At 71.4% G+C, this 17,609-nt stretch carries 20 protein-coding genes and 1 pseudogene; 15 read left to right on the top strand and 6 right to left on the bottom strand.

All coding sequences use genetic code 11. The annotated features are described in order from the left end of the window. The 11 genes and pseudogenes from ACLU3S_RS28350 to ACLU3S_RS28400 form a co-directional block, all read left to right on the top strand. A pseudogene (locus ACLU3S_RS28350) lies at window positions 1–744 on the top strand (hypothetical protein); the annotation flags it as partial. A 179-nt stretch (window positions 745–923) separates the two neighbouring features. Then, window positions 924–2,444, top strand: coding sequence for an aldehyde dehydrogenase family protein (locus tag ACLU3S_RS28355; protein WP_413954803.1), 1,521 nt, complete (start codon window positions 924–926; stop codon window positions 2,442–2,444). Between the two features lie 36 nt (window positions 2,445–2,480). Next, the gene (locus tag ACLU3S_RS28360) at window positions 2,481–4,013 is read left to right on the top strand and encodes a GMC family oxidoreductase (RefSeq protein ID WP_413954804.1); all 1,533 of its coding nucleotides are present in this window, start codon (window positions 2,481–2,483) and stop codon (window positions 4,011–4,013) included. Further along, window positions 4,010–5,116 (top strand): quaternary amine ABC transporter ATP-binding protein, encoded by a 1,107-nt coding sequence (locus ACLU3S_RS28365; RefSeq protein ID WP_413954805.1) that lies wholly within the window; start codon window positions 4,010–4,012, stop codon window positions 5,114–5,116. The genes ACLU3S_RS28360 and ACLU3S_RS28365 overlap by 4 nt, the downstream gene beginning before the upstream one ends. Beyond that, complete coding sequence (locus tag ACLU3S_RS28370; RefSeq protein ID WP_413954806.1) at window positions 5,116–7,044, top strand: ABC transporter permease; 1,929 nt, start codon at window positions 5,116–5,118, stop codon at window positions 7,042–7,044. Before ACLU3S_RS28365 ends, ACLU3S_RS28370 begins: the two co-directional genes overlap by 1 nt. Before the next feature lies 1 nt (window position 7,045). Beyond that, on the top strand, window positions 7,046–7,999 hold the full coding sequence (locus ACLU3S_RS28375) for an ABC transporter substrate-binding protein (RefSeq protein WP_413954807.1): 954 nt from the start codon (window positions 7,046–7,048) through the stop codon (window positions 7,997–7,999). A 145-nt stretch (window positions 8,000–8,144) separates the two neighbouring features. Further along, window positions 8,145–9,557: a condensation domain-containing protein gene (locus tag ACLU3S_RS28380; protein ID WP_413954808.1), complete on the top strand. Its 1,413-nt coding sequence runs from the start codon at window positions 8,145–8,147 to the stop codon at window positions 9,555–9,557. Between the two features lie 197 nt (window positions 9,558–9,754). Then, window positions 9,755–10,000 (top strand): hypothetical protein, encoded by a 246-nt coding sequence (locus ACLU3S_RS28385; protein ID WP_413954809.1) that lies wholly within the window; start codon window positions 9,755–9,757, stop codon window positions 9,998–10,000. A gap of 45 nt (window positions 10,001–10,045) precedes the next feature. After that, window positions 10,046–10,423 carry a hypothetical protein gene (locus tag ACLU3S_RS28390; protein WP_413954810.1) on the top strand — a complete coding sequence of 126 codons (378 nt, stop codon included), beginning with the start codon at window positions 10,046–10,048 and terminating at the stop codon, window positions 10,421–10,423. 127 nt (window positions 10,424–10,550) lie between these two features. Continuing rightward, window positions 10,551–10,829 carry a hypothetical protein gene (locus ACLU3S_RS28395; RefSeq protein ID WP_413954811.1) on the top strand — a complete coding sequence of 93 codons (279 nt, stop codon included), beginning with the start codon at window positions 10,551–10,553 and terminating at the stop codon, window positions 10,827–10,829. A gap of 278 nt (window positions 10,830–11,107) precedes the next feature. After that, window positions 11,108–11,452: a hypothetical protein gene (locus tag ACLU3S_RS28400; RefSeq protein ID WP_413954812.1), complete on the top strand. Its 345-nt coding sequence runs from the start codon at window positions 11,108–11,110 to the stop codon at window positions 11,450–11,452. Window positions 11,453–11,586: 134 nt separating this feature from the next. On the opposite strand, the gene ACLU3S_RS28405 is transcribed toward ACLU3S_RS28400, so the two are convergent. The 3 genes from ACLU3S_RS28405 to ACLU3S_RS28415 form a co-directional block, all read right to left on the bottom strand. Then, window positions 11,587–11,874 (bottom strand): hypothetical protein, encoded by a 288-nt coding sequence (locus tag ACLU3S_RS28405; RefSeq protein ID WP_413954813.1) that lies wholly within the window; start codon window positions 11,872–11,874, stop codon window positions 11,587–11,589. 221 nt (window positions 11,875–12,095) lie between these two features. After that, complete coding sequence (locus ACLU3S_RS28410; protein ID WP_413954814.1) at window positions 12,096–12,386, bottom strand: hypothetical protein; 291 nt, start codon at window positions 12,384–12,386, stop codon at window positions 12,096–12,098. Window positions 12,387–12,592: 206 nt separating this feature from the next. Beyond that, on the bottom strand, window positions 12,593–13,066 hold the full coding sequence (locus ACLU3S_RS28415; RefSeq protein WP_413954815.1) for a hypothetical protein: 474 nt from the start codon (window positions 13,064–13,066) through the stop codon (window positions 12,593–12,595). Between the two features lie 464 nt (window positions 13,067–13,530). On the opposite strand from ACLU3S_RS28415, the gene ACLU3S_RS28420 reads away from it, so the two are divergent. From ACLU3S_RS28420 to ACLU3S_RS28430, 3 genes are all read left to right on the top strand, one after another. Next, window positions 13,531–14,412 (top strand): hypothetical protein, encoded by an 882-nt coding sequence (locus ACLU3S_RS28420; protein ID WP_413954816.1) that lies wholly within the window; start codon window positions 13,531–13,533, stop codon window positions 14,410–14,412. A gap of 59 nt (window positions 14,413–14,471) precedes the next feature. Continuing rightward, window positions 14,472–14,747, top strand: a complete 276-nt coding sequence (locus tag ACLU3S_RS28425) for a hypothetical protein (RefSeq protein ID WP_413954817.1) — start codon at window positions 14,472–14,474, stop codon at window positions 14,745–14,747. 239 nt (window positions 14,748–14,986) lie between these two features. Next, on the top strand, window positions 14,987–15,628 hold the full coding sequence (locus tag ACLU3S_RS28430) for a chaplin (RefSeq protein ID WP_413954818.1): 642 nt from the start codon (window positions 14,987–14,989) through the stop codon (window positions 15,626–15,628). Window positions 15,629–15,686: 58 nt separating this feature from the next. Here ACLU3S_RS28430 and ACLU3S_RS28435 read toward each other — a convergent pair whose 3' ends face one another. Genes ACLU3S_RS28435 through ACLU3S_RS28445 form a run of 3 tightly spaced genes read right to left on the bottom strand, consistent with a single transcriptional unit; the run spans window position 15,687 to window position 17,340 of the window. Next, a complete protein-coding gene (locus tag ACLU3S_RS28435) occupies window positions 15,687–16,406 on the bottom strand; it encodes an isocitrate lyase/PEP mutase family protein (protein WP_413954819.1) in 720 nt (239 codons plus the stop codon). Then, the gene (locus ACLU3S_RS28440) at window positions 16,403–16,846 is read right to left on the bottom strand and encodes a carboxymuconolactone decarboxylase family protein (protein ID WP_413954820.1); all 444 of its coding nucleotides are present in this window, start codon (window positions 16,844–16,846) and stop codon (window positions 16,403–16,405) included. The genes ACLU3S_RS28435 and ACLU3S_RS28440 overlap by 4 nt, the downstream gene beginning before the upstream one ends. Then, on the bottom strand, window positions 16,843–17,340 hold the full coding sequence (locus tag ACLU3S_RS28445) for a carboxymuconolactone decarboxylase family protein (RefSeq protein WP_413954821.1): 498 nt from the start codon (window positions 17,338–17,340) through the stop codon (window positions 16,843–16,845). Before ACLU3S_RS28445 ends, ACLU3S_RS28440 begins: the two co-directional genes overlap by 4 nt. Window positions 17,341–17,387: 47 nt before the next feature. On the opposite strand from ACLU3S_RS28445, the gene ACLU3S_RS28450 reads away from it, so the two are divergent. Beyond that, window positions 17,388–17,609: GntR family transcriptional regulator (locus ACLU3S_RS28450; protein WP_413954822.1), on the top strand; the 222-nt coding region annotated here is incomplete at its 3' end.

The raw sequence follows: 17,609 nt of genomic DNA on the forward strand, positions 1-17,609 counted from the left end.
GATGCTCCGCCCGCGTCCGGGGGCGGGCTCAGCCGCAGAACGGTCTGGACCGTCGTCGTGGGGGCGGCCGTGGTCGGTGTCGCCGTCAGTCTCGTCCTCACCCTCGTGGTCGGCACGGGGCACCACCGGCCGGACCGGGCCGGCAACTCGCCGAGCCCCTCCCTGCTCTCGGGCTCCCCGGCGCCGAGCGGCGCTGCCTCCGGCTCCCCGGCCCCCACCGACGACACGGCCTCGCCCTCCGCCCCGGCGAGCCCGCTGCCCGCGGACTGGCAGTCGTACGACGACGAGGAGGGCTTCCGCATCGCCCGCCCCAGGGGCTGGACGCGGTCCACGGTGCCCTCGTCCTACGGCATCGACGTCGTCGACTACCGCAGCCCCGACAAGGAGCACCGGCTGCAGATCTACCAGGTCGCCGAGGCGTCCCCCGACGAGTCGTTCGACCTGTACCTGTCCGACCAGACCCCCAAGCCGCCGGGCTTCCGCAAGCTCTCCCTGATCGACCTCGACCAGGGCGACGTCTCCGGCGCACGCCTGGAGTACCTGGCCGACAGCATCAGGGGCGAACCGGACGTCGGCACCTGGCACGTCTACGACGAGCGCTTCACGGCCGTGGACGGGCGGATCTACGCCATCGCCGCCTACGGACCCGACCGGGACGGCCGCGACGACGAACTGAAGCTCCTCGACACCGCGCTGTCCGGGTTCTGCCCGCCCAACACGTCCTGTGACGCGCCCATGGACTGAGCGCAGCGCCTCGGATCACCGTTTCTGTCCGTTATGAACCGCGCTGTGCGTGACGCCGCGCACTTTCGCCCCCCGATTCCGCATGCCGGCCAGGAGCCCTGGGCAGGCGGCCACGGTCCCTGACCGGGTCACCCGTGTGCCCTCGGGGCACGGAACAGGAACGGAAGGCAACACCGATCATGGCGGACAGAACGGAACGGCAGCCCCAGGCGACCATCCACGCGGGAGGCGAGTGGCTGGCAGCGGTCTCCGGGGCGACCCGGGAGATCCTCGATCCCGCGGACGCCCGGCCGTTCGCCGTGGTCGCCGAGGGTGACGAGAAGGACGCGGAGCGCGCGGTGACCGCCGCCCGCGAGGCCTTCGACCACGGCCCCTGGCCGCACACCCCGGTCGCCGACCGCGCCGCGCTGCTGCGCCGCGTCGCCGGCCTCCTCGTACGCGACCGCGAGCGGCTCGGACTGCTGGAGAGCCGGGACGCGGGCAAGACCGTCGAGGAGGGCCGCATCGACATCGACTGTGTCGCCGACGCCTTCCGCTACTTCGCCGACCTGGTCGCCGCGGAGGCCCCCGGCCGGGTCGTCGACGCGGGCTCGCCCGACATCCACAGCGTCGTCGTGCACGAGCCGGTCGGTGTCTGCGCGCTGATCACCCCCTGGAACTACCCGCTGCTCCAGGCCAGCTGGAAGATCGCCCCGGCGCTCGCGGCCGGCAACACCTTCGTGATCAAGCCCAGTGAGATCACCCCGATGACCACCGTCGCGCTGATCGAGCTGCTCGCCGAGGCCGGCCTGCCCGCCGGCGTCGCCAACCTCGTCACCGGCCCCGGCCACACCGTCGGCGCCCGGCTCGCCGAGCACCCCGACGTCGACCTGGTCTCCTTCACCGGCGGCCTGGCCAGCGGCACCAAGGTCGCCCAGGCCGCCGCGCCCACCGTGAAGAAGGTCGCCCTCGAACTCGGCGGCAAGAACCCCAACGTGGTGTTCGCCGACGCCTGCGCCACCGAGGAGGGCTTCGACACCGCCGTGGACCAGGCCCTCAACGCGGCCTTCATCCACAGCGGCCAGGTCTGCTCGGCAGGCGGCCGCCTCATCGTCGAGGAATCGGTGCGGGACCGCTTCGTGACCGAACTCGCCCGCCGCGCGAGCCGCATCCGCCTCGGCCGCGGCACCGAGGACGGCGTCGAGTGCGGCCCGCTCGTCTCCGAGCAGCAGCGCGCCAAGGTCGAGGCGTACGTCGCCTCCGCGCTGGCGGAGGGCGCGATCCTGCGCTGCGGCGGCAAGCGCCCCGCGCCCGCCGAAGTCCGCCCGGAGACGGGCTACTTCTACGAGCCGACCGTCCTCGACGCCTGCCATCGCGGGATGAGGGTCGTCCGCGAGGAGGTGTTCGGCCCGGTCCTCACCGTCGAGACCTTCCGCACCGAGGACGAGGCGGTCCGCCTCGCCAACGACACCGAGTACGGCCTGGCCGGCGCCGTCTGGAGCGCGGACACCGCACGGGCCCGCCGGGTCGCGGCCCGCCTGCGCCACGGCACCGTCTGGATCAACGACTTCCACCCCTACCTGCCGCAGGCGGAGTGGGGCGGCTTCGGCAGGAGCGGCACCGGCCGCGAGCTGGGGCCCACCGGGCTCGCCGAGTACCGCGAGACCAAGCACGTCTACCAGAACCTCGCGCCGAAGCCGGTGCGCTGGTTCGCCGGCTGAGCCCGTCCCTCTCACCACCCCTGGAGTAGCACCCCCATGCCCGAGACCACCCACGTCTACGACTACGTCGTCATCGGCGGCGGCACCGCAGGCTCCGTCATCGCCTCCCGCCTCACCGAGAACCCCGACGTCACCGTCGCCGTCATCGAGGGCGGCCCGAGCGACATCGGCCGCGAGGACGTCCTCACCCTGCGCCGCTGGATGGGCCTGCTCGGCGGCGACCTCGACTACGACTACCCGACCACCGAACAGCCGCGCGGCAACTCCCACATCCGGCACAGCCGCGCCCGCGTCCTCGGCGGCTGCTCCTCGCACAACACCCTCATCTCGTTCAAGCCGCTGCCCTCCGACTGGGACGAATGGGAGGCCGCCGGCGCCCGGGGCTGGGGCGCCGTCCCCATGGAGGCCTACTTCGCCCGGCTGAAGAACAACATCGTCTCCGTCGACGAGAAGGACCGGAACGCCATCGCCCGCGACTTCGTCGACGCCGCCCAGGCCGCGCTCGGGGTACCCCGCGTCGAGGGCTTCAACCGCGAGCCGTTCACCGAGGGCGTCGGCTTCTTCGACCTCGCCTACCACCCGGAGAACAACAAGCGCTCCTCCGCCTCCGTGGCCTACCTGCACCCGGTGCTGGACGAGCGGCCCAACCTGCACCTGTTCCTGGAGACCTGGGCCCACCGGCTGCACCTGGACGGCACCCGCGCCGAGGGCGTCCACGTGCGCACCAAGGACGGCGAGGAGCTGCTGATACGGGCCCGGAGCGAGGTGGTGCTGTGCGCGGGCGCCGTCGACTCCCCGCGCCTGCTCCTCCACTCGGGCATCGGCCCGCGCCAGGACCTCGAGGCGCTCGGCATCCCCGTCGTGCACCACCTGCCGGGCGTCGGCGAGAACCTGCTCGACCACCCCGAGTCGGTCATCGTCTGGGAGACCCACGGCCCGATCCCGGAGAACTCCGCGATGGACTCCGACGCGGGCCTGTTCGTGCGCCGCGACCCCGAACACGCGGGCCCGGACCTGATGTTCCACTTCTACCAGATCCCCTTCACGGACAACCCGGAGCGCCTCGGCTACGAACGCCCTCCGTACGGCGTCTCGATGACCCCCAACATCCCCAAGCCGAAGTCCCGCGGCCGGCTGTACCTCACCAGCGCCGACCCGGCCGTCAAGCCCGCCCTGGACTTCCGGTACTTCACCGACGAGGACGACTACGACGGCCGCACCCTCGTCGACGGCATCCGCATCGCCCGCGAGATCGCGAAGACGGAGCCGCTCGCGAGCTGGCTCAAGCGCGAGGTGTGCCCCGGCCCGCAGATCACCGGCGAGGCCGAGCTGAGCGAGTACGCGCGCAGGGCCGCGCACACCGTCTACCACCCGGCCGGCACCTGCAGGATGGGCGCCGCCGACGACGAACTGGCCGTAGTGGACCCCGAGTTGAGGATTCGCGGTCTGGACGGCATTCGCATCGCCGACGCGTCCGTCTTCCCGACCATGACCGCCGTCAACCCGATGATCGGGGTGCTCATGGTCGGGGAGAAGGCCGTCGACCTGATCGGAGGCGAGACCCGATGACTCCCACCGTCCCCACCCGCAAACCGTCCACCGCCGAGGCGCCCGTCTTCTCGGTGTCCGGCCTGTGGAAGGTCTTCGGGCCCAAGCCCGAACGCGTCCCCACCGACCCGGAGCTCAGCGCCCTCGGCCCCGCCGAGCTGCGCTCGCGCACCGGCTGCACGGCCGCCGTCCGGGACGTCTCCTTCGACGTCCGCAAGAACGAGGTCTTCGTGGTGATGGGGCTGTCCGGCTCGGGCAAGTCCACCCTGGTCCGCTGCCTCACCCGCCTCGTCGAACCCACCGCCGGCACGATCGCCATCGACGGCGAGGACGTCCGCGCCATGGACCGGGCCCGGCTGCGCGAACTGCGCCGCCACCGCGCCGCGATGGTCTTCCAGCACTTCGGCCTGCTCCCGCACCGCACCGTCCTCGACAACGTCGCCTACGGCCTGGAGATCCAGGGCGTCGGCCGGTCCGAGCGGCGCGAGCGCGCCGCCGAGATCGTCGCGAAGGTCGGTCTGGAGGGCATGGAGAGGCGCCGCCCCGGCCAGCTCTCCGGCGGCCAGCGCCAGCGCGTGGGCCTCGCACGGGCGCTCGCGGTCGACCCCGAGGTGCTGCTGTTCGACGAGCCGTTCAGCGCCCTCGACCCCCTCATCCGCCGCGACATGCAGGACGAGGTGGCCCGCCTGCACCGTGAGGAGGGCCGCACGATGGTCTTCATCACCCACGACCTCGCCGAGGCCCTCAGACTCGGCGACCGCATCGCCCTCATGCGCGACGGCCGGGTGGTCCAGCTGGGCACGCCGGAGCAGATCGTGGGCGCTCCGGCGGACGACTACGTGCGCGCGTTCGTCCGGGACGTTCCGCGCGAGCAGGTCGTGACGTGCCGTACGGCCATGCGCCCGGCCGCCCCCGGAGAGGCGGCGGAGGGCCCCGCGGTCGCTCCGGGCGCCACGGTCTCCGAGGCCATCGAGGCGGTGGCCCGCGCCGGCCGTCCGGCGCGCGTGATGGACCGGGGCCGCTGCCTGGGCGTGGTGGGGCACGAGCAACTGCTCGACGTCGTGGCCGGCGTGGCCGCCACGGCGACGCCCCCGCGCCCCCGGACCAGCCCGGAGGCCGTCTGATGGCAACGCTCACCGTCCCGACCTCCCGTGCGGGCGCCCCCAGCCTGCTGAAGAGCCGCACCGCGGGCAAGCTCCTCCTGCTCGCGCTCGTCACCGCCGTACTGCTGCCCCTGCTCCACGGCGGACCCTGGCCGCACAACCTCACCGTGAGCCTGGACAAGCCCCTCACCGGGGCGAGCGACTGGGTCATCGACCACCGCGACAGCCACCCGCTGTTCCTGTACTTCTTCGGCTACATCAGCTACGCCGTCGTGCTGTCCGTCCGCGCCGTCTACGTCACGCTGCTCGCCGCCGGCTGGGCCGGCGTCACGGCGCTCGGCGCCCTCGTCGCCTGGCGCCTGGCCGGCGTCCGTCTGGCGGCCGGCACGGCGCTCGCGTTCCTGGCCTGCGGCGCCCTCGGCATGTGGGTGCCCACCATGCAGACCCTCGCGCTGATGGTGGTGGCCGTCCTCGTCTCCGTGGCCGTCGGAGCGGTCCTCGGGCTCGGCGCCGGCCTGTCCGACCGCCTAGACCGCGCCCTGCGCCCGGTCCTCGACACGATGCAGGTGCTCCCGGCCTTCGCCTACCTCCTCCCCGTCGTCCTGGTCTTCGGCATCGGCGTCCCCGCGGCCGTGCTCGCCACCGTCGTCTACGCCGCCCCGCCGATGGCCCGCCTCACCGCGCTCGGCCTGCGGGGCGCCGACCCCGAGGTCCTGGAGGCCGTGGAGTCGCTCGGCGCGACCCGCCGCCAGCGGCTGCTGACCGCCCGCATCCCACTGGCCCGGGGGGAGCTCCTCCTCGGTCTCAACCAGACGATCATGATGGCGCTGTCCATGGCCGTGATCGCCTCCGTGATCGGCGCCGGCGGCCTCGGCGACCGCGTCTACCAGGCCCTCGCCTCCGTGGACGTCGGCCAGGCCCTCGCGGCCGGCATCCCCATCGTGCTGCTCGCGGTGGTCCTGGACCGCGTGACCGCGGCGGCGGGGTCCGCCGAGGCCGGGCGGTCGCGGACCATCGGCTGGCCGTACGCCCTCGCCGCCACCGTGGCGGTCGCCCTGGCCACCCGGCTGCTCGGCAGCCTGAACTGGCCCTCCGGCTGGAGCGTGGACATCGCCGAGCCGGTCAACCGCGCCGTCGACTGGATGACCGGCCACCTCTACTCCGGCGTCCCCGTCGTCGGCGGCACCGCGGACTGGGCGGGCCACTTCACCACCTGGATCCTGGACCCGGTCCGCTCCGGTCTGCAGTGGCTGCCCTGGTGGTCGGTGCTGCTGATCGTCGCCGCGCTGGCCTGGCTGATCGGCACCTGGCGCACCGCGCTGACCGCCGTCCTCGCCATGGCCGCGATCGGCGTGCTCGGCGTGTGGGAGCCGGCCCTGGACACCCTCTCCCAGGTGCTGGCCGCCGTCGCCGTCACCCTCCTCCTCGGCTTCGCGACGGGCATCGCCGCGGCCCGCAGCGACCGTCTGGAGCGCGCCCTGCGCCCGGTCCTGGACGTCTTCCAGACGATGCCGCAGTTCGTGTACCTGATCCCGGTGGTCGCCCTGTTCGGCGTCGGCCGTGCCCCCGCCGTCGCGGCGGCCGTCGTCTACGCCCTTCCGGCGGTCGTCCGGATCACCGCGCAGGGCCTGCGCCAGGTCGACCCGGCGGCGCTGGAGTCGGCGCGCTCGCTCGGCGCCACCGGCCGCCAGCAGCTGTGGCAGGTGCAACTGCCGCTCGCCCGGCGCTCGTTGCTGCTCGCGGTCAACCAGGGCGTGGTCCTGGTCCTGGCCGTCGTCATCATCGGCGGCCTGGTCGGCGGCGGCGCCCTCGGCTACAACGTCGCCTTCGGCCTCGCCCAGGGAGACCTGGCGACCGGCCTGGTGGCCGGCGCCGCGATCGTCTGCCTCGGCCTGATGCTCGACCGCGTGACCCAGCCCACCGGGCGCCGCACGGAGAAGGGAGCCTGACATGCGCCTTCGTACGACCCTTCCGGCCGCCCTCGCCGTCCTGGCCCTGACCACGGGCTGCGGCGCCGCCGACATGACCAGGCAGGCCAGCCCGTTCGCCGGCGTCCAGGGCGCGAAGACCGTCACCCTGTCCGTGCAGTCCTGGGTGGGCGCCCAGTCCAACGTGGCCGTCGCCCAGTACCTGCTGGAGCACGAGCTGGGCTACCGCGTGGACACCGTCCAGGTCGACGAGGTGCCCGCCTGGGACGCGCTCAGCCAGGGCCGGGTCGACGCGATCCTGGAGGACTGGGGCCACCCGGACCAGGAGAAGCGGTACGTCGAGGACAAGAAGACGATCGCGCGGGGCGGCGACCTCGGCGTGACCGGCCACATCGGCTGGTTCGTGCCGACCTACCTCGTCAAACAGCACCCGGACATCACCGACTGGCGGAACCTGAACAAGTACGCCTCCCTCTTCCGCACCGCGGAGAGCGGCGGCAGGGGCCAGCTGATGGACGGCTCCCCGTCCTACGTCACCAACGACAAGGCGCTGGTGAAGAACCTGAAACTCAACTACCAGGTGGTCTTCGCCGGTTCCGAGGCGGCGCAGATCACGCAGATGAAGCAGTTCGCCAAGGAGAAGAAGCCCTTCCTGACGTACTGGTACACACCGCAGTGGCTGTTCGAGAAGGTCCCCATGACGGAGGTGAAGCTGCCGCCGTACAAGGAGGGCTGCGACGCGGACGCGGCGAAGGTCGCCTGCTCCTACCCGCACACCCCGCTGCAGAAGTACCTCAACGCGGACTTCGCGAAGTCGGGCGGCAAGGCCGCGGCCTTCCTGAAGAAGTTCAGGTGGACCACGCGGGACCAGAACGAGGTGTCCCTGATGATCGCCGACCAGAAGCTGTCGCCCCAGGAGGCGGCGAAGAAGTGGGTGGACGACCACCCCTCCGTGTGGAAGCAGTGGCTGTCCTGAGCCGGCCGGCCGGCTCGATCGAGGGGGATCGCTTCCCCGTTCGAGGCGTCACACGTCCCGCTGAAATGCCGACGACACATCGGCCACCGCTCGCGTACGGCTCCCCCTTGATCAAGCTGGTGTCTTCTGCGAAGGAGACGCCACCGTGCGAATTTCTGACATCCAGCGCTGCGAGGTCCGGCCCGGACGGCTCGTCGAGTGGAGGTTCAGCCCGGCGACCGTGGCGGCCGCGGTGGCACTGCCACCGGATCCGCGACCTCCGGCGTACATCCAGGAGTCGCACATCAGGACGGCCCGGTCGGTGCGGGAGGACGGGCTGTTCGTACCGACCTGGCTCGGCACGGCGTTCGACCTGCCGGGCCGGGCAGACCTCGACGCGCTGGAACGCGCCTTGCGCGGCTGGACGTTGCGCCACGAGACGCTGCGCAGCGGCTTCCGGTGGGCCGGCGACGACATGCAGCGGTTCACTCTCGACGAGAACGACGTGTCGCTGCACCGCGAGGTGGTCGGCGACTTCGCCGACACGGGGGCGCTGGTCCGGTATCTGCAGGACCGATTCGACGCCGCGGCGGACGCGCTCGGCTGGCCGAACCTCATCTACGCGGCGGTCGTTCGCGACGACTCCACCAGCGTGTACATGGCCTTCGACCACACCAATGTCGACGCCTACTCCCTGCACCGCATCCCGGACGAGATCCACGACCTGTACGCGGCGGGAGCGACCGGACGGCCCGTCGCCGATGCCTCCGTGGGAAGTTACGTCGACTTCTGCGAGCAGGAGCGGGCGAACGCGGACGGCATCGACGACACCCACGCCATCGTCGCGCGATGGCGGGAGTTCATCGACCGGTGCGACGGCAGGCTTCCGGAGTTCCCCGTCGACCTCGGTCTGCGAGCCGGTGGCGAACTTCCCGCCCAGAAGCTGGTGTGCGAGCCGCTCGTCGACGCGGACACCGCCGCCGCGTTCGAGGCGCACTGCCGGCCCTACGGCGGCAGCCTCGTGGGCATCCTGGCCGCGACCAGTCTGATCGTCCACGACCTCGGCGGGCAGCCGGTCTACCGCACGGTCGTGCCGTTCCACACCCGGCTGAAGTCCGAGTGGTCGGACTCCGTGGGCTGGTACGTCGGCGGCGCGCCGATCGAGGTGCCCGCCGCGCGGGACCTGGAGGGCGCGCTCCGCTCGGTCCGCGCCGAGCTGCGGGCCAACCGGTCGCTGGCGCGCATTCCGCTGGCGCGCGTACTGCGCCTGCTCGGCACGGACTTCCGGCCGACCTCGCCCGACATGTATTCCATCATCTCGTATGTGGACGCCCGCCTCATTCCCGGTTCGGCGGGCTGGACCGAGAAGAAGGCGTACGGGCTGATCCGGGTGTCGTACGGCGACCAGGTGTGCGCCTGGGTCAACCGGCTGCACGAGGGACTGTGGTTCGCCTGCCGCTACCCGGACACCGACATCGCGTACAAGAACGTGCGGCGGTATGTCGAAGGACTGCGGGACGTGATCGTCTCGGTGTCGGCACGCGAGCGCGCGCGGTGCGCGGAGCCCGCGTTCTCCTGACCCAACTCGGCGCGGTCACCCGAGTGTTGGGCAAATCGTATCTGCGGTCGGCGAGTTCGCACCCATCGGGTGATTCTGCGAGGCATGTCACCCTCGAGGCGGATGTCCGGCAGGGGGCGTCCTGTCGCTACTGTTAGCGTTCGCCCAGTCACGCTAGGCAATCAGTTTCTCTGTAACAGCGAAGAACCGAGGGTTCCATGCGCAAGCTTCAGCAGGTCGTGATCGCAGCCGTGGCGGCGGCGGGTGGCCTGACCGCCATCGGTGCCGTCCCCGCCGTGGCCGACACCTACGGCAGCGAGCCGCACACGTCCGACCTCTACCGCCCCTACCAGGAGTGCAGCCCGCAGACGGTGTCCGAGAACGACATCCCGGTCGGCGTGCTCGGCCTCGCCGACACCGTGGACACCGCCTGCGGTCAGTACAACAACGCTTTCACCGGCTGAGTGCGGCTGCGTCACCGGGCACCCCGACCAAGGAAAAGCCATCGCATGTTCAGCAGGAAGAAGATCGCAGCTGTCTCGGGTCTCGTCGGCGGCATCGCCGTGACCTGCATCGGCCTGACCCCCGTGTACGCCTGGGGGAACCCGGGAACCTGCACCGACGACCTCATGGGCAACCTCAGCTGCACCCAGCGGATCAAGGGCGAGGTGCCCGAAGGCGGTGTCATCCCCCACCAGGAGACCTGCAAGCCGGTGCAGCCTGTGCGGGTGCCCGCCTTCCTGGGCAGCGGGTCGGCGCAGTTGGGGGGCACGGTGACCTGTTCCCCCGAGACGGTGGGCGTACCGCCTGCGAAGGACGACGAACAGCAGTCGCCGGGCGACGGGTTGAGCCTCATGGGCCGGATGCTCCCGGTCGGCGAATCGTAGGCCGAACGCGGAGAGGCCGACGCGCCATGCGCGTGGTGGAGATCCCCGATAACTACGGATTGTGTGTATATGCTCACAGCACGTAGTCAACCGGGCGGTTGTGCCTGGACACGAAAGGGTTATATCCATGCGTAAGTTTCAGCGCGTTGCGGTCGTAGCAGCGGCGGTTGCGGGGCTCTCCTTCCTCGGTGCCGGGGTCAGCTCCGCCGCCGGTGGCGAGGACGCGCCCCCGCAGATCACCGCCGTGGCCAACTCCTCCGCCAACGCCCTGGCCGTCGGCGGCGGTTACTACGCCGGGCCGCAGGAGCAGCCGCAGGACCAGGGCCAGGAGCAGGGCCAGGAGCAGGGCAAGCCCGCGCCGGAGCAGGGTGGCGGCGAGCAGCACCAGGGCGACCAGGGCGAGTAGGACCGCCCTGAGGGCTCATCGGCTCTGTGCCGCTACGGGCGCATCGGTCCTCTTCGGACGCCCGGTGCGCGTCGTACGAACTCGGCCATCCGGACCGGCGCCACGTCGGTCTGCTCACCGGAGCGCCGGGTGACAACCATGGCGAAGGCAGCCCGGACGCGTGACGGCCCCTCGGGGCGCGCGTCCGGGCTGCGGCCAAGTTTCGACCCCCCCTCGGGCCCGGGCGCGCGCCGGTCAACGGCACGCACCCGGGCCCCTGTCGTAAAGGAAGACACGTCATGTCCATTCCGCGGAAGATCGCCACCGTCTCGGGTCTCGTCGGGACTCTCGCCGCGCTCTGCGCCGGCGCCGGACACGCCTATGCGGACGGCGCTTTGGGCGAGTGCAGGACCAGCGAGCAGGGCGGCACCGTCTGTGTCCACAAGAGCGAGAGCCACCTCGACAAGGGCCGTCTGCACATCATCAAGCAGGCGCAGGACTGCTCGACGTCTGACCACCCGCACGTGGTGTTCTCGAAGGACCGGTCGGCGGACGACGAGGCCGCCGACGCCGGGCAGTCCGTGGACTGCTCCAACACCGTCAAGCTGCCCAAGGGATTCAGGAAGCCGGACCTCGACTTCTGAGCGCCACGGAAAACGAGAATCCCCGGTCCCCCCGACCAGTTGTCGGGGGGACCGGGGATTCGGTGTTCTTCGGTGTTTCTTGGTGTTCTTCGCGGTGTTCTTCGGTGTTCTTCGGAGTTCTTGGGAGTTCAGCCCTACTTGAACGCCGAGTTGTTGCAGCCCATGGTCGAGCCCAGGGACGACTGCTGCGCACCCGAGTTGCCGTCGCCGTTCAGCAGGTCGCCACCCAGGCCGCTGAGGAGGCCGACCTCCCCGGCGAGGTCGAGGTTCCCGTCGTGCGACCTGCAGTCGCTGGTCTGCTTGATCTGGAATGCGTCACCCTTGCCCCCGTCGTGGCCGCCGGCATAAGCGGTTCCGGTGCCCAGGAGGCCGAGGCTGCCGAACGCGGCGAGGAGAACGGCGGTGGTGCGGAGCTTGTGCATATGATCTCCGGTGCGATGTGGTGGATGCGATCCGTGAATAATCGCCATCTGTGCCATAAAGGCTGATACGAAATACTCGAAAATATGGGGTGCCACGCCGTACATGAGTGCTTTTCGCTGTCTCAATAGACCTGCCGGCGTACATGAATGGTCCCGGCACCCGGCTTTCCGCCCGGTGCCGGGACCATGTGTCGTCCGTCGCCTCGGCGCCGGACGAAGTATCAGAAGGCGCTGTTGTTGCAGCCCATGGTCGAACCGAGGTTGCTGGCCTGGGCACCCGGGTTGCCCTCGCCGTTGGCGGCGGCGCCCAGCACGCCGTCGAGCAGACCGACCTCGCCGAGAAGGTCGAGGTTCATGTCGTGCGACTTGCAGTGGGAGCTCTGCGTGATGTTGAAGCGGTCGCCGTGGCCGCCGTCCTTGCCGCCGCCGTCACCGGCGTAGGCCGTGCCGCTGACGAGACCGATGCTGCTGAGGGCGGCCACGAGGACGGCAACGTTGCGAAGCTTGCGCATGTCATCTCCGGGAAGTGAGGGGTTGCGATCTGTGACAGATCGAATTTTTTCCGTTACCGGAGATTAATAAGAAATAAGCCAGGATCGGCAGCGACGCGCCGCGTCCCTGACTATGCGTCAGAAACACCCGGAAGCCGTAGCGCATGCGGACGGGCCCCTCGGCCACCTGCGCCGAAGGGCCCGCGCCCGGTGCCGAATTGGTGCCGTCAGCCCTGGCGCTGCGCGCTGGCGAGGGCGTTGGACTGGCTGTTGGCCTGAGTGCAGTCGACGCCCCGGGTCTGGGAGGCCGCGAGCAGGGCGACCGGCACGTTGGCGTCGAGCAGGCTCTGCGGGCTGCACTCCTGGTACGGGCGGAAGAGGTTGGTCTGGCCCACCGGGCCGCCCTGGGCCGTCTGCGGGGCAGGCGAGGAGATCTGGGGGCTGATCTGCGGGTTGAACTGCGGGTTGAACTGCGGGGCGACTTCAGTGCCGCGCTGCGGGTACGACTGCTGCGGAGTGCCGTACGTCTGCGCGGCCGCCTGGGCGGAGGTGGCCGAGGCGGCCTGGACGTCCGGCTGCGAGACGGGGGTCGGCGCAGTCCCGTCATAGGCCATGGGGGCGGCGGAACTCGGGCCGGCGCCGACGGCGGACAGACCACCGGCTGCTGCGACGATGAGCGCGACCTGCTGAAGCTTGCGCATGGAATCCTCGGCCCTTCATTGACCTGTGTACGAAATCTGACGAAATCACTGATGAGGTAACGCGGTTGTCGCTGTCGCTGCTGCCCTGAGCGGCTGCGATGGACCACTGTTCCCGCCCCGTGGGAAACGAAAGGCGCGCGGACGCGGATACGGGCGCCGCGCCGTGGTCACCCGTTTGCCGCAGGGCCCCAGGGGTGGCAACACCCGTTCCGGTAGACGGCAAATGGGTGACGGAGTTTCGGGTGACCGTGACCGCGGCCTGGCATTCCTCGTTCCAGCCGGGAGAGGGCAGCGGCCGTGGTCCTGAAGAGGGCGAGGGGAATCGCTGCCGGCTCCGATGCGAAGTTCGCGTGCTGCCCGGGAGTACCGCGGAAGTGCAGTGCCCCTGACGGCACCGGCGGCACGCGCGACCGCACTGAATGCAATGGCTTTCCCTGTTCAGGTATCGAAGGGCCGAGGGTTTCATGCGCAAGCTTCACAAGGCCGCGCTCGTTCTGGCGGCGGCCGGTGGTCTGTCCGCCATCGGCGCCGGCGTCAGTCATGCCGACTCTCCCGGCGGATACGGCACCGCGCCGGCGCCGGCTCCGGAGCAGCCGGTTCCGCAGGCCGCCGCCCCGGCCCCCGCTCCACAGCAGGCCGGTTACGCCGCCGGCCGGTCGCTGGGATCGGCGCAGGCCACCGCTCCCGCGTACCAGCAGGCGGCTCCGCCGCCGCAGTACCAGCCGCAGGCGGCTCCGCCGCCGCAGTACCAGCCGCAGGCGGCTCCGCCGCCGCAGTACCAGCCGCAGGCGGCTCCGCCGCCGCAGTACCAGCCGCAGGCCGCTCCGCCGCCGCAGTACCCGCAGCAGGCCGCCCCGCCGCCCCAGTACCCGCAGCAGGCCGCCTACGCCGCCGGCCAGTCGCAGGGTACGGCGCAGGCCACCGTGCCCGCGTACCAGCAGGCGGCCCCGCCGCCGCAGTACCAGCCGCAGGCCGCTTTGCCGCCCCAGTACCCGCAGCAGTCGGGCTACGCCGCCGCCTCGGCCTCGTCGCAGGGGTCGGCGCAGGCCATCGTCCCCGGGTACCAGCAGGCCCCGCAGCAGCAGGCCGCCCCGCCGCAGGTGGTGCCGCAGGTGATGCCCCAGGTCATGCCGCAGGTCGCCCCCCAGTTGGCGATGCCCCAGGGCGCCGCGCCCGAGGGGCCGATGCGGGTCGTGCCACAGGTGAACCCGCAGTTCAACCCGCAGGTGAACCCGCTCGTCAACCCGGTGCTCGGGTCGCCGGGCGTGCCGGGGCTGGCCCCGGTCGGCCTCGGTCAGGTCGCGGCGCCTCCCGTCGGCCAGCTGGGTCTTCCCCGGCTCGGCTGAGGGCCTCCCCCTCTCGTCCCGATCCGCTGCACATCCATCCGCTCGACCAAGGGAGAACAATGCGCACGTTCCACCGGGCAGTCCTCGTCGGCGCCGTCGTCGGCAGTATCTGCTCCTTCGGCGGCAACGCCGCCTTCGCGCACGGTGAGCCGGGCCACGACTTCGACGTGACGCAGGGCACCGAGTGCCGCTCGCACGACATGAACATCGAGGTGCTCGGCAGCGTCGGCGCCCTGACCGGCCTGGCGGGCAACCTGCTGAACGGCGAGGGGAATCCGGGGGCCCAGCAGAGCCACCTGGGTTCCAGCATGGGCTGCAACAACCAGGCGTTCTGACCGGCCTTCGCCACCGCCGCCCGTCCCGGCACGGACGGGTGCGCGCCAGGCGTCACGGGCCCCAGGAGCCCGCCGGGACTCCTGGGGCCGGACCACCCGGGCCGCGGGCCCCTTGATCCCGGCAAAAGACCGAAAAACCATAACTTGACTCGTTTTGTACGCGTTTCACTGGGCGCGGGTGAGTGCCCGCGACGAGTCTGAAGGGCAGAGAACCCATGAATCGGGCTACCCGAAACAGTGTGATCGCCATTGCCGTCGCCTCCGGTGCGATGGCGGTTGCGGGGGCGGCGCACGCCGACTCCGCGGCGGACGCCTCCGCGAGCGGCTCGCCGGGGCTGGTCTCCGGCAACGCAATCCAGGTGCCGGTGCACGTCCCGGTGAACCTGTGCGGGAACACCGTGGACGTGGTCGGGCTGCTGAACCCCTCGATGGGCAACCGCTGCGCCAACCACGGTGACGAAGCCGGCGACACGGGCACGTCCACGACGCCGCGCGGCGCCGCGGCCCACAGCAGCACCCACGACTCGCCGGGGCTGATCTCCGGCAACAGCATCCACCTCCCGGTGCACGTGCCCGTGAACGCCGTCGGCAACAGCGTGAACGTGGTGGGTATCGGCAACCCCGCCGTCGGCAACACCGGCGACAACGGCTCGGACGACCACACCACCAGGTCCGCCCCGACGGCGCCGGTGCACCACCAGACGCCCGTCAAGGCCCCGGTGCAGGAGCGTTCGACCTCCGTCGTGCGGCAGCAGGCGACCGGCACCCTCGCGCACACCGGAGCGGACAGCCTCTGGGTGCCGGCTCTCGCGAGCCTGGTGTCGCTGACGGCCGGAGCGGTGCTGTACCGGCGCTTCCGTCCGAGCCGGATGGGCCACTGAGCACGGCGCACCGCTCGCCGGTGGTGCCGGGGCGCCGGTCCGGACGCCCCGGCACCGTCTAACGGAGGCCGGCCGCGATCTCCCGCACCGCCTCCGCGGCCCTGCGCTGCAGCCCCGGCCCGAACGTGACGCGGGTGGCCCCGAGTTCGCCGAGTGCGGCGGGCGAGGGGCCGACCCCGTCCAGCCGGGCCAGCACGTTCAGCGGGCCTCGGATCCCGGCCCGCAGCACGGGCAGCACGTCCGTCGGCGCCAGGATCGGGTACACGCAGTCGGCGCCCGCCGCGACGTACAACGCGGCACGCTCGACGGCTCGTCGGGGGTCCTTGTCGCCGTACACGAAGGTGTCGACGCGCGCGTTGAGGAACAGCCGGCCGGCGGCGGCCGAGCGGACCTCGGCGAGGTACTCGGCGTGCCGGTGCGGATCCTTGAGGACACCGCCGGTGGAGTCCTCCAGGTTGCAGCCGACGGCACCCGCCTCCAGCAGGCGCTCCACGAGCTCCTTCGGCGCGAGCCCGTACCCGTCCTCGATGTCCGCCGACACCGGCACGTCCACCGCCCGCGCGATCCGGGCGACCGCCGCGAACATCTCGTCGGCCGGGGTCTGCCCGTCCGCGTACCCGAGAGAGGCGGCGACGCCGTGGCTCGGCGTGGCCAGCGCCGGAAACCCCGCCTCCGCGAGCACCCGGGCGCTGGCCGCGTCCCAGGGTCCGGGCAGCACCAGTGGATCGCGCGGGGCGCGCCGCGGATGCAGGGCGCGGAAGACGTCGACCTTGCTCACGGCCGGTACCCCCCAGGTGGAATCCGGCGGCTGACCATGATCCGGTTCCAGCCGTTGATCGCGGCGATCAGGGCGACGAGGTGGGCCAGCTCGGCCTCCTCGAAGTGCTTGGCGGCATTCTCGTACACCGCGTCCGGCACGAAGCCCTCCGTGAGCACCGTGACCGCCTCGGTCAGTGCCAGCGCCGCGCGCTCCCGCTCGCTGTAGAGGTCCTGCGTCTCCTGCCAGGCGTCCAGCAGCTGGATGCGGTCCTCCGACTCCTCGTTCCTGCGGGCCGCCTTCAGGTGCATGTCCAGGCAGAACGCGCAGTGGTTGAGCTGGGAGGCCCGGATCATCACCAGCTCGGCGAGGACCGGATCGCCCAGTCCCCGCTTCGCCGCCGCGCTCAGCGCGGACATCGCCTGTCCGACCTCCCGGTCCAGCAGCCGCGTACGGATCACCCGTGCTGCCCCGGCTGATAGTGGCCCGGGGTCATCCTGGTGGTGACGCCGAACCGGTTCCAGGCGTTGATCGTCACGATCGCGGCGATCAGCTGGGCCAGCTCGGCCTCGTCGAACTGCTTGGCGGCCTTCTCGTACACCTCGTCCGGCACGAAGCCGTCGGTCAGGACGGTGACCGCCTCCGTCAGCTCGAGCGCCGCCAGCTCCTTCTCGGTGTAGAAGTGCCGCGACTCCTCCCACGCGCTGAGCTGCACGACCCGCTCCACGCTCTCGCCGGCCGCGAGCGCGTCCTTGGTGTGCATGTCGAGGCAGAAGGCGCAGTGGTTGATCTGGGAGGCGCGGATCTTCACCAGCTCGTACAGCTTGGGGTCGAGACCCTTCTTGGCGGCGGTCTCGACGCGGATCATCGCCTTGTAGACCTCGGGGGCGTGCTCGGCCCAGTTCAGCCGCGGGGCCTGCTCGGCGGCGTACTCGGTGTTCGTCTCCGTACTCATACCCTCCACGCTAGGAGCGAGGCAGCCCAGGAGTATGGTCCATTTCCATGGCGAGTTCCTGGGCCAGTTTGGGTGTCGACCTGCATCTGGAACCGGCCGCCTCGGGCGGACTGCGCCGGGGCCTGACCGACGCACTGCGGGACGCGGTCCGCACCGGGCGCCTCGCCCCCGGCACCCGGCTGCCCTCCTCCCGCTCCCTCGCCGTCGACCTCGGACTCGCCCGCAACACCGTGGCCGAGGCCTACGCGGACCTGGTGGCGGAGGGCTGG

Source organism: Streptomyces sp. AF1A, assembly GCF_047340315.1.
Taxonomy (GTDB): Bacteria; Actinomycetota; Actinomycetes; order Streptomycetales; family Streptomycetaceae; genus Streptomyces.

What these genes read in the sequence shown, in the direction of transcription:
- ACLU3S_RS28420 (WP_413954816.1), top strand. Translation starts at nt 13,531, where the DNA reads ATGCGCAAGCTTCACAAGGCCGCGCTCGTTCTGGCGGCGGCCGGTGGT.
- ACLU3S_RS28395 (WP_413954811.1), top strand. Translation starts at nt 10,551, where the DNA reads ATGCGTAAGTTTCAGCGCGTTGCGGTCGTAGCAGCGGCGGTTGCGGGG.
- ACLU3S_RS28400 (WP_413954812.1), top strand. Translation starts at nt 11,108, where the DNA reads ATGTCCATTCCGCGGAAGATCGCCACCGTCTCGGGTCTCGTCGGGACT.
- ACLU3S_RS28445 (WP_413954821.1), bottom strand. Translation starts at nt 17,340, where the DNA reads ATGAGTACGGAGACGAACACCGAGTACGCCGCCGAGCAGGCCCCGCGG.
- ACLU3S_RS28360 (WP_413954804.1), top strand. Translation starts at nt 2,481, where the DNA reads ATGCCCGAGACCACCCACGTCTACGACTACGTCGTCATCGGCGGCGGC.
- ACLU3S_RS28375 (WP_413954807.1), top strand. Translation starts at nt 7,046, where the DNA reads ATGCGCCTTCGTACGACCCTTCCGGCCGCCCTCGCCGTCCTGGCCCTG.
- ACLU3S_RS28385 (WP_413954809.1), top strand. Translation starts at nt 9,755, where the DNA reads ATGCGCAAGCTTCAGCAGGTCGTGATCGCAGCCGTGGCGGCGGCGGGT.
- ACLU3S_RS28370 (WP_413954806.1), top strand. Translation starts at nt 5,116, where the DNA reads ATGGCAACGCTCACCGTCCCGACCTCCCGTGCGGGCGCCCCCAGCCTG.
- ACLU3S_RS28365 (WP_413954805.1), top strand. Translation starts at nt 4,010, where the DNA reads ATGACTCCCACCGTCCCCACCCGCAAACCGTCCACCGCCGAGGCGCCC.
- ACLU3S_RS28410 (WP_413954814.1), bottom strand. Translation starts at nt 12,386, where the DNA reads ATGCGCAAGCTTCGCAACGTTGCCGTCCTCGTGGCCGCCCTCAGCAGC.
- ACLU3S_RS28425 (WP_413954817.1), top strand. Translation starts at nt 14,472, where the DNA reads ATGCGCACGTTCCACCGGGCAGTCCTCGTCGGCGCCGTCGTCGGCAGT.
- ACLU3S_RS28390 (WP_413954810.1), top strand. Translation starts at nt 10,046, where the DNA reads ATGTTCAGCAGGAAGAAGATCGCAGCTGTCTCGGGTCTCGTCGGCGGC.
- ACLU3S_RS28415 (WP_413954815.1), bottom strand. Translation starts at nt 13,066, where the DNA reads ATGCGCAAGCTTCAGCAGGTCGCGCTCATCGTCGCAGCAGCCGGTGGT.
- ACLU3S_RS28405 (WP_413954813.1), bottom strand. Translation starts at nt 11,874, where the DNA reads ATGCACAAGCTCCGCACCACCGCCGTTCTCCTCGCCGCGTTCGGCAGC.
- ACLU3S_RS28355 (WP_413954803.1), top strand. Translation starts at nt 924, where the DNA reads ATGGCGGACAGAACGGAACGGCAGCCCCAGGCGACCATCCACGCGGGA.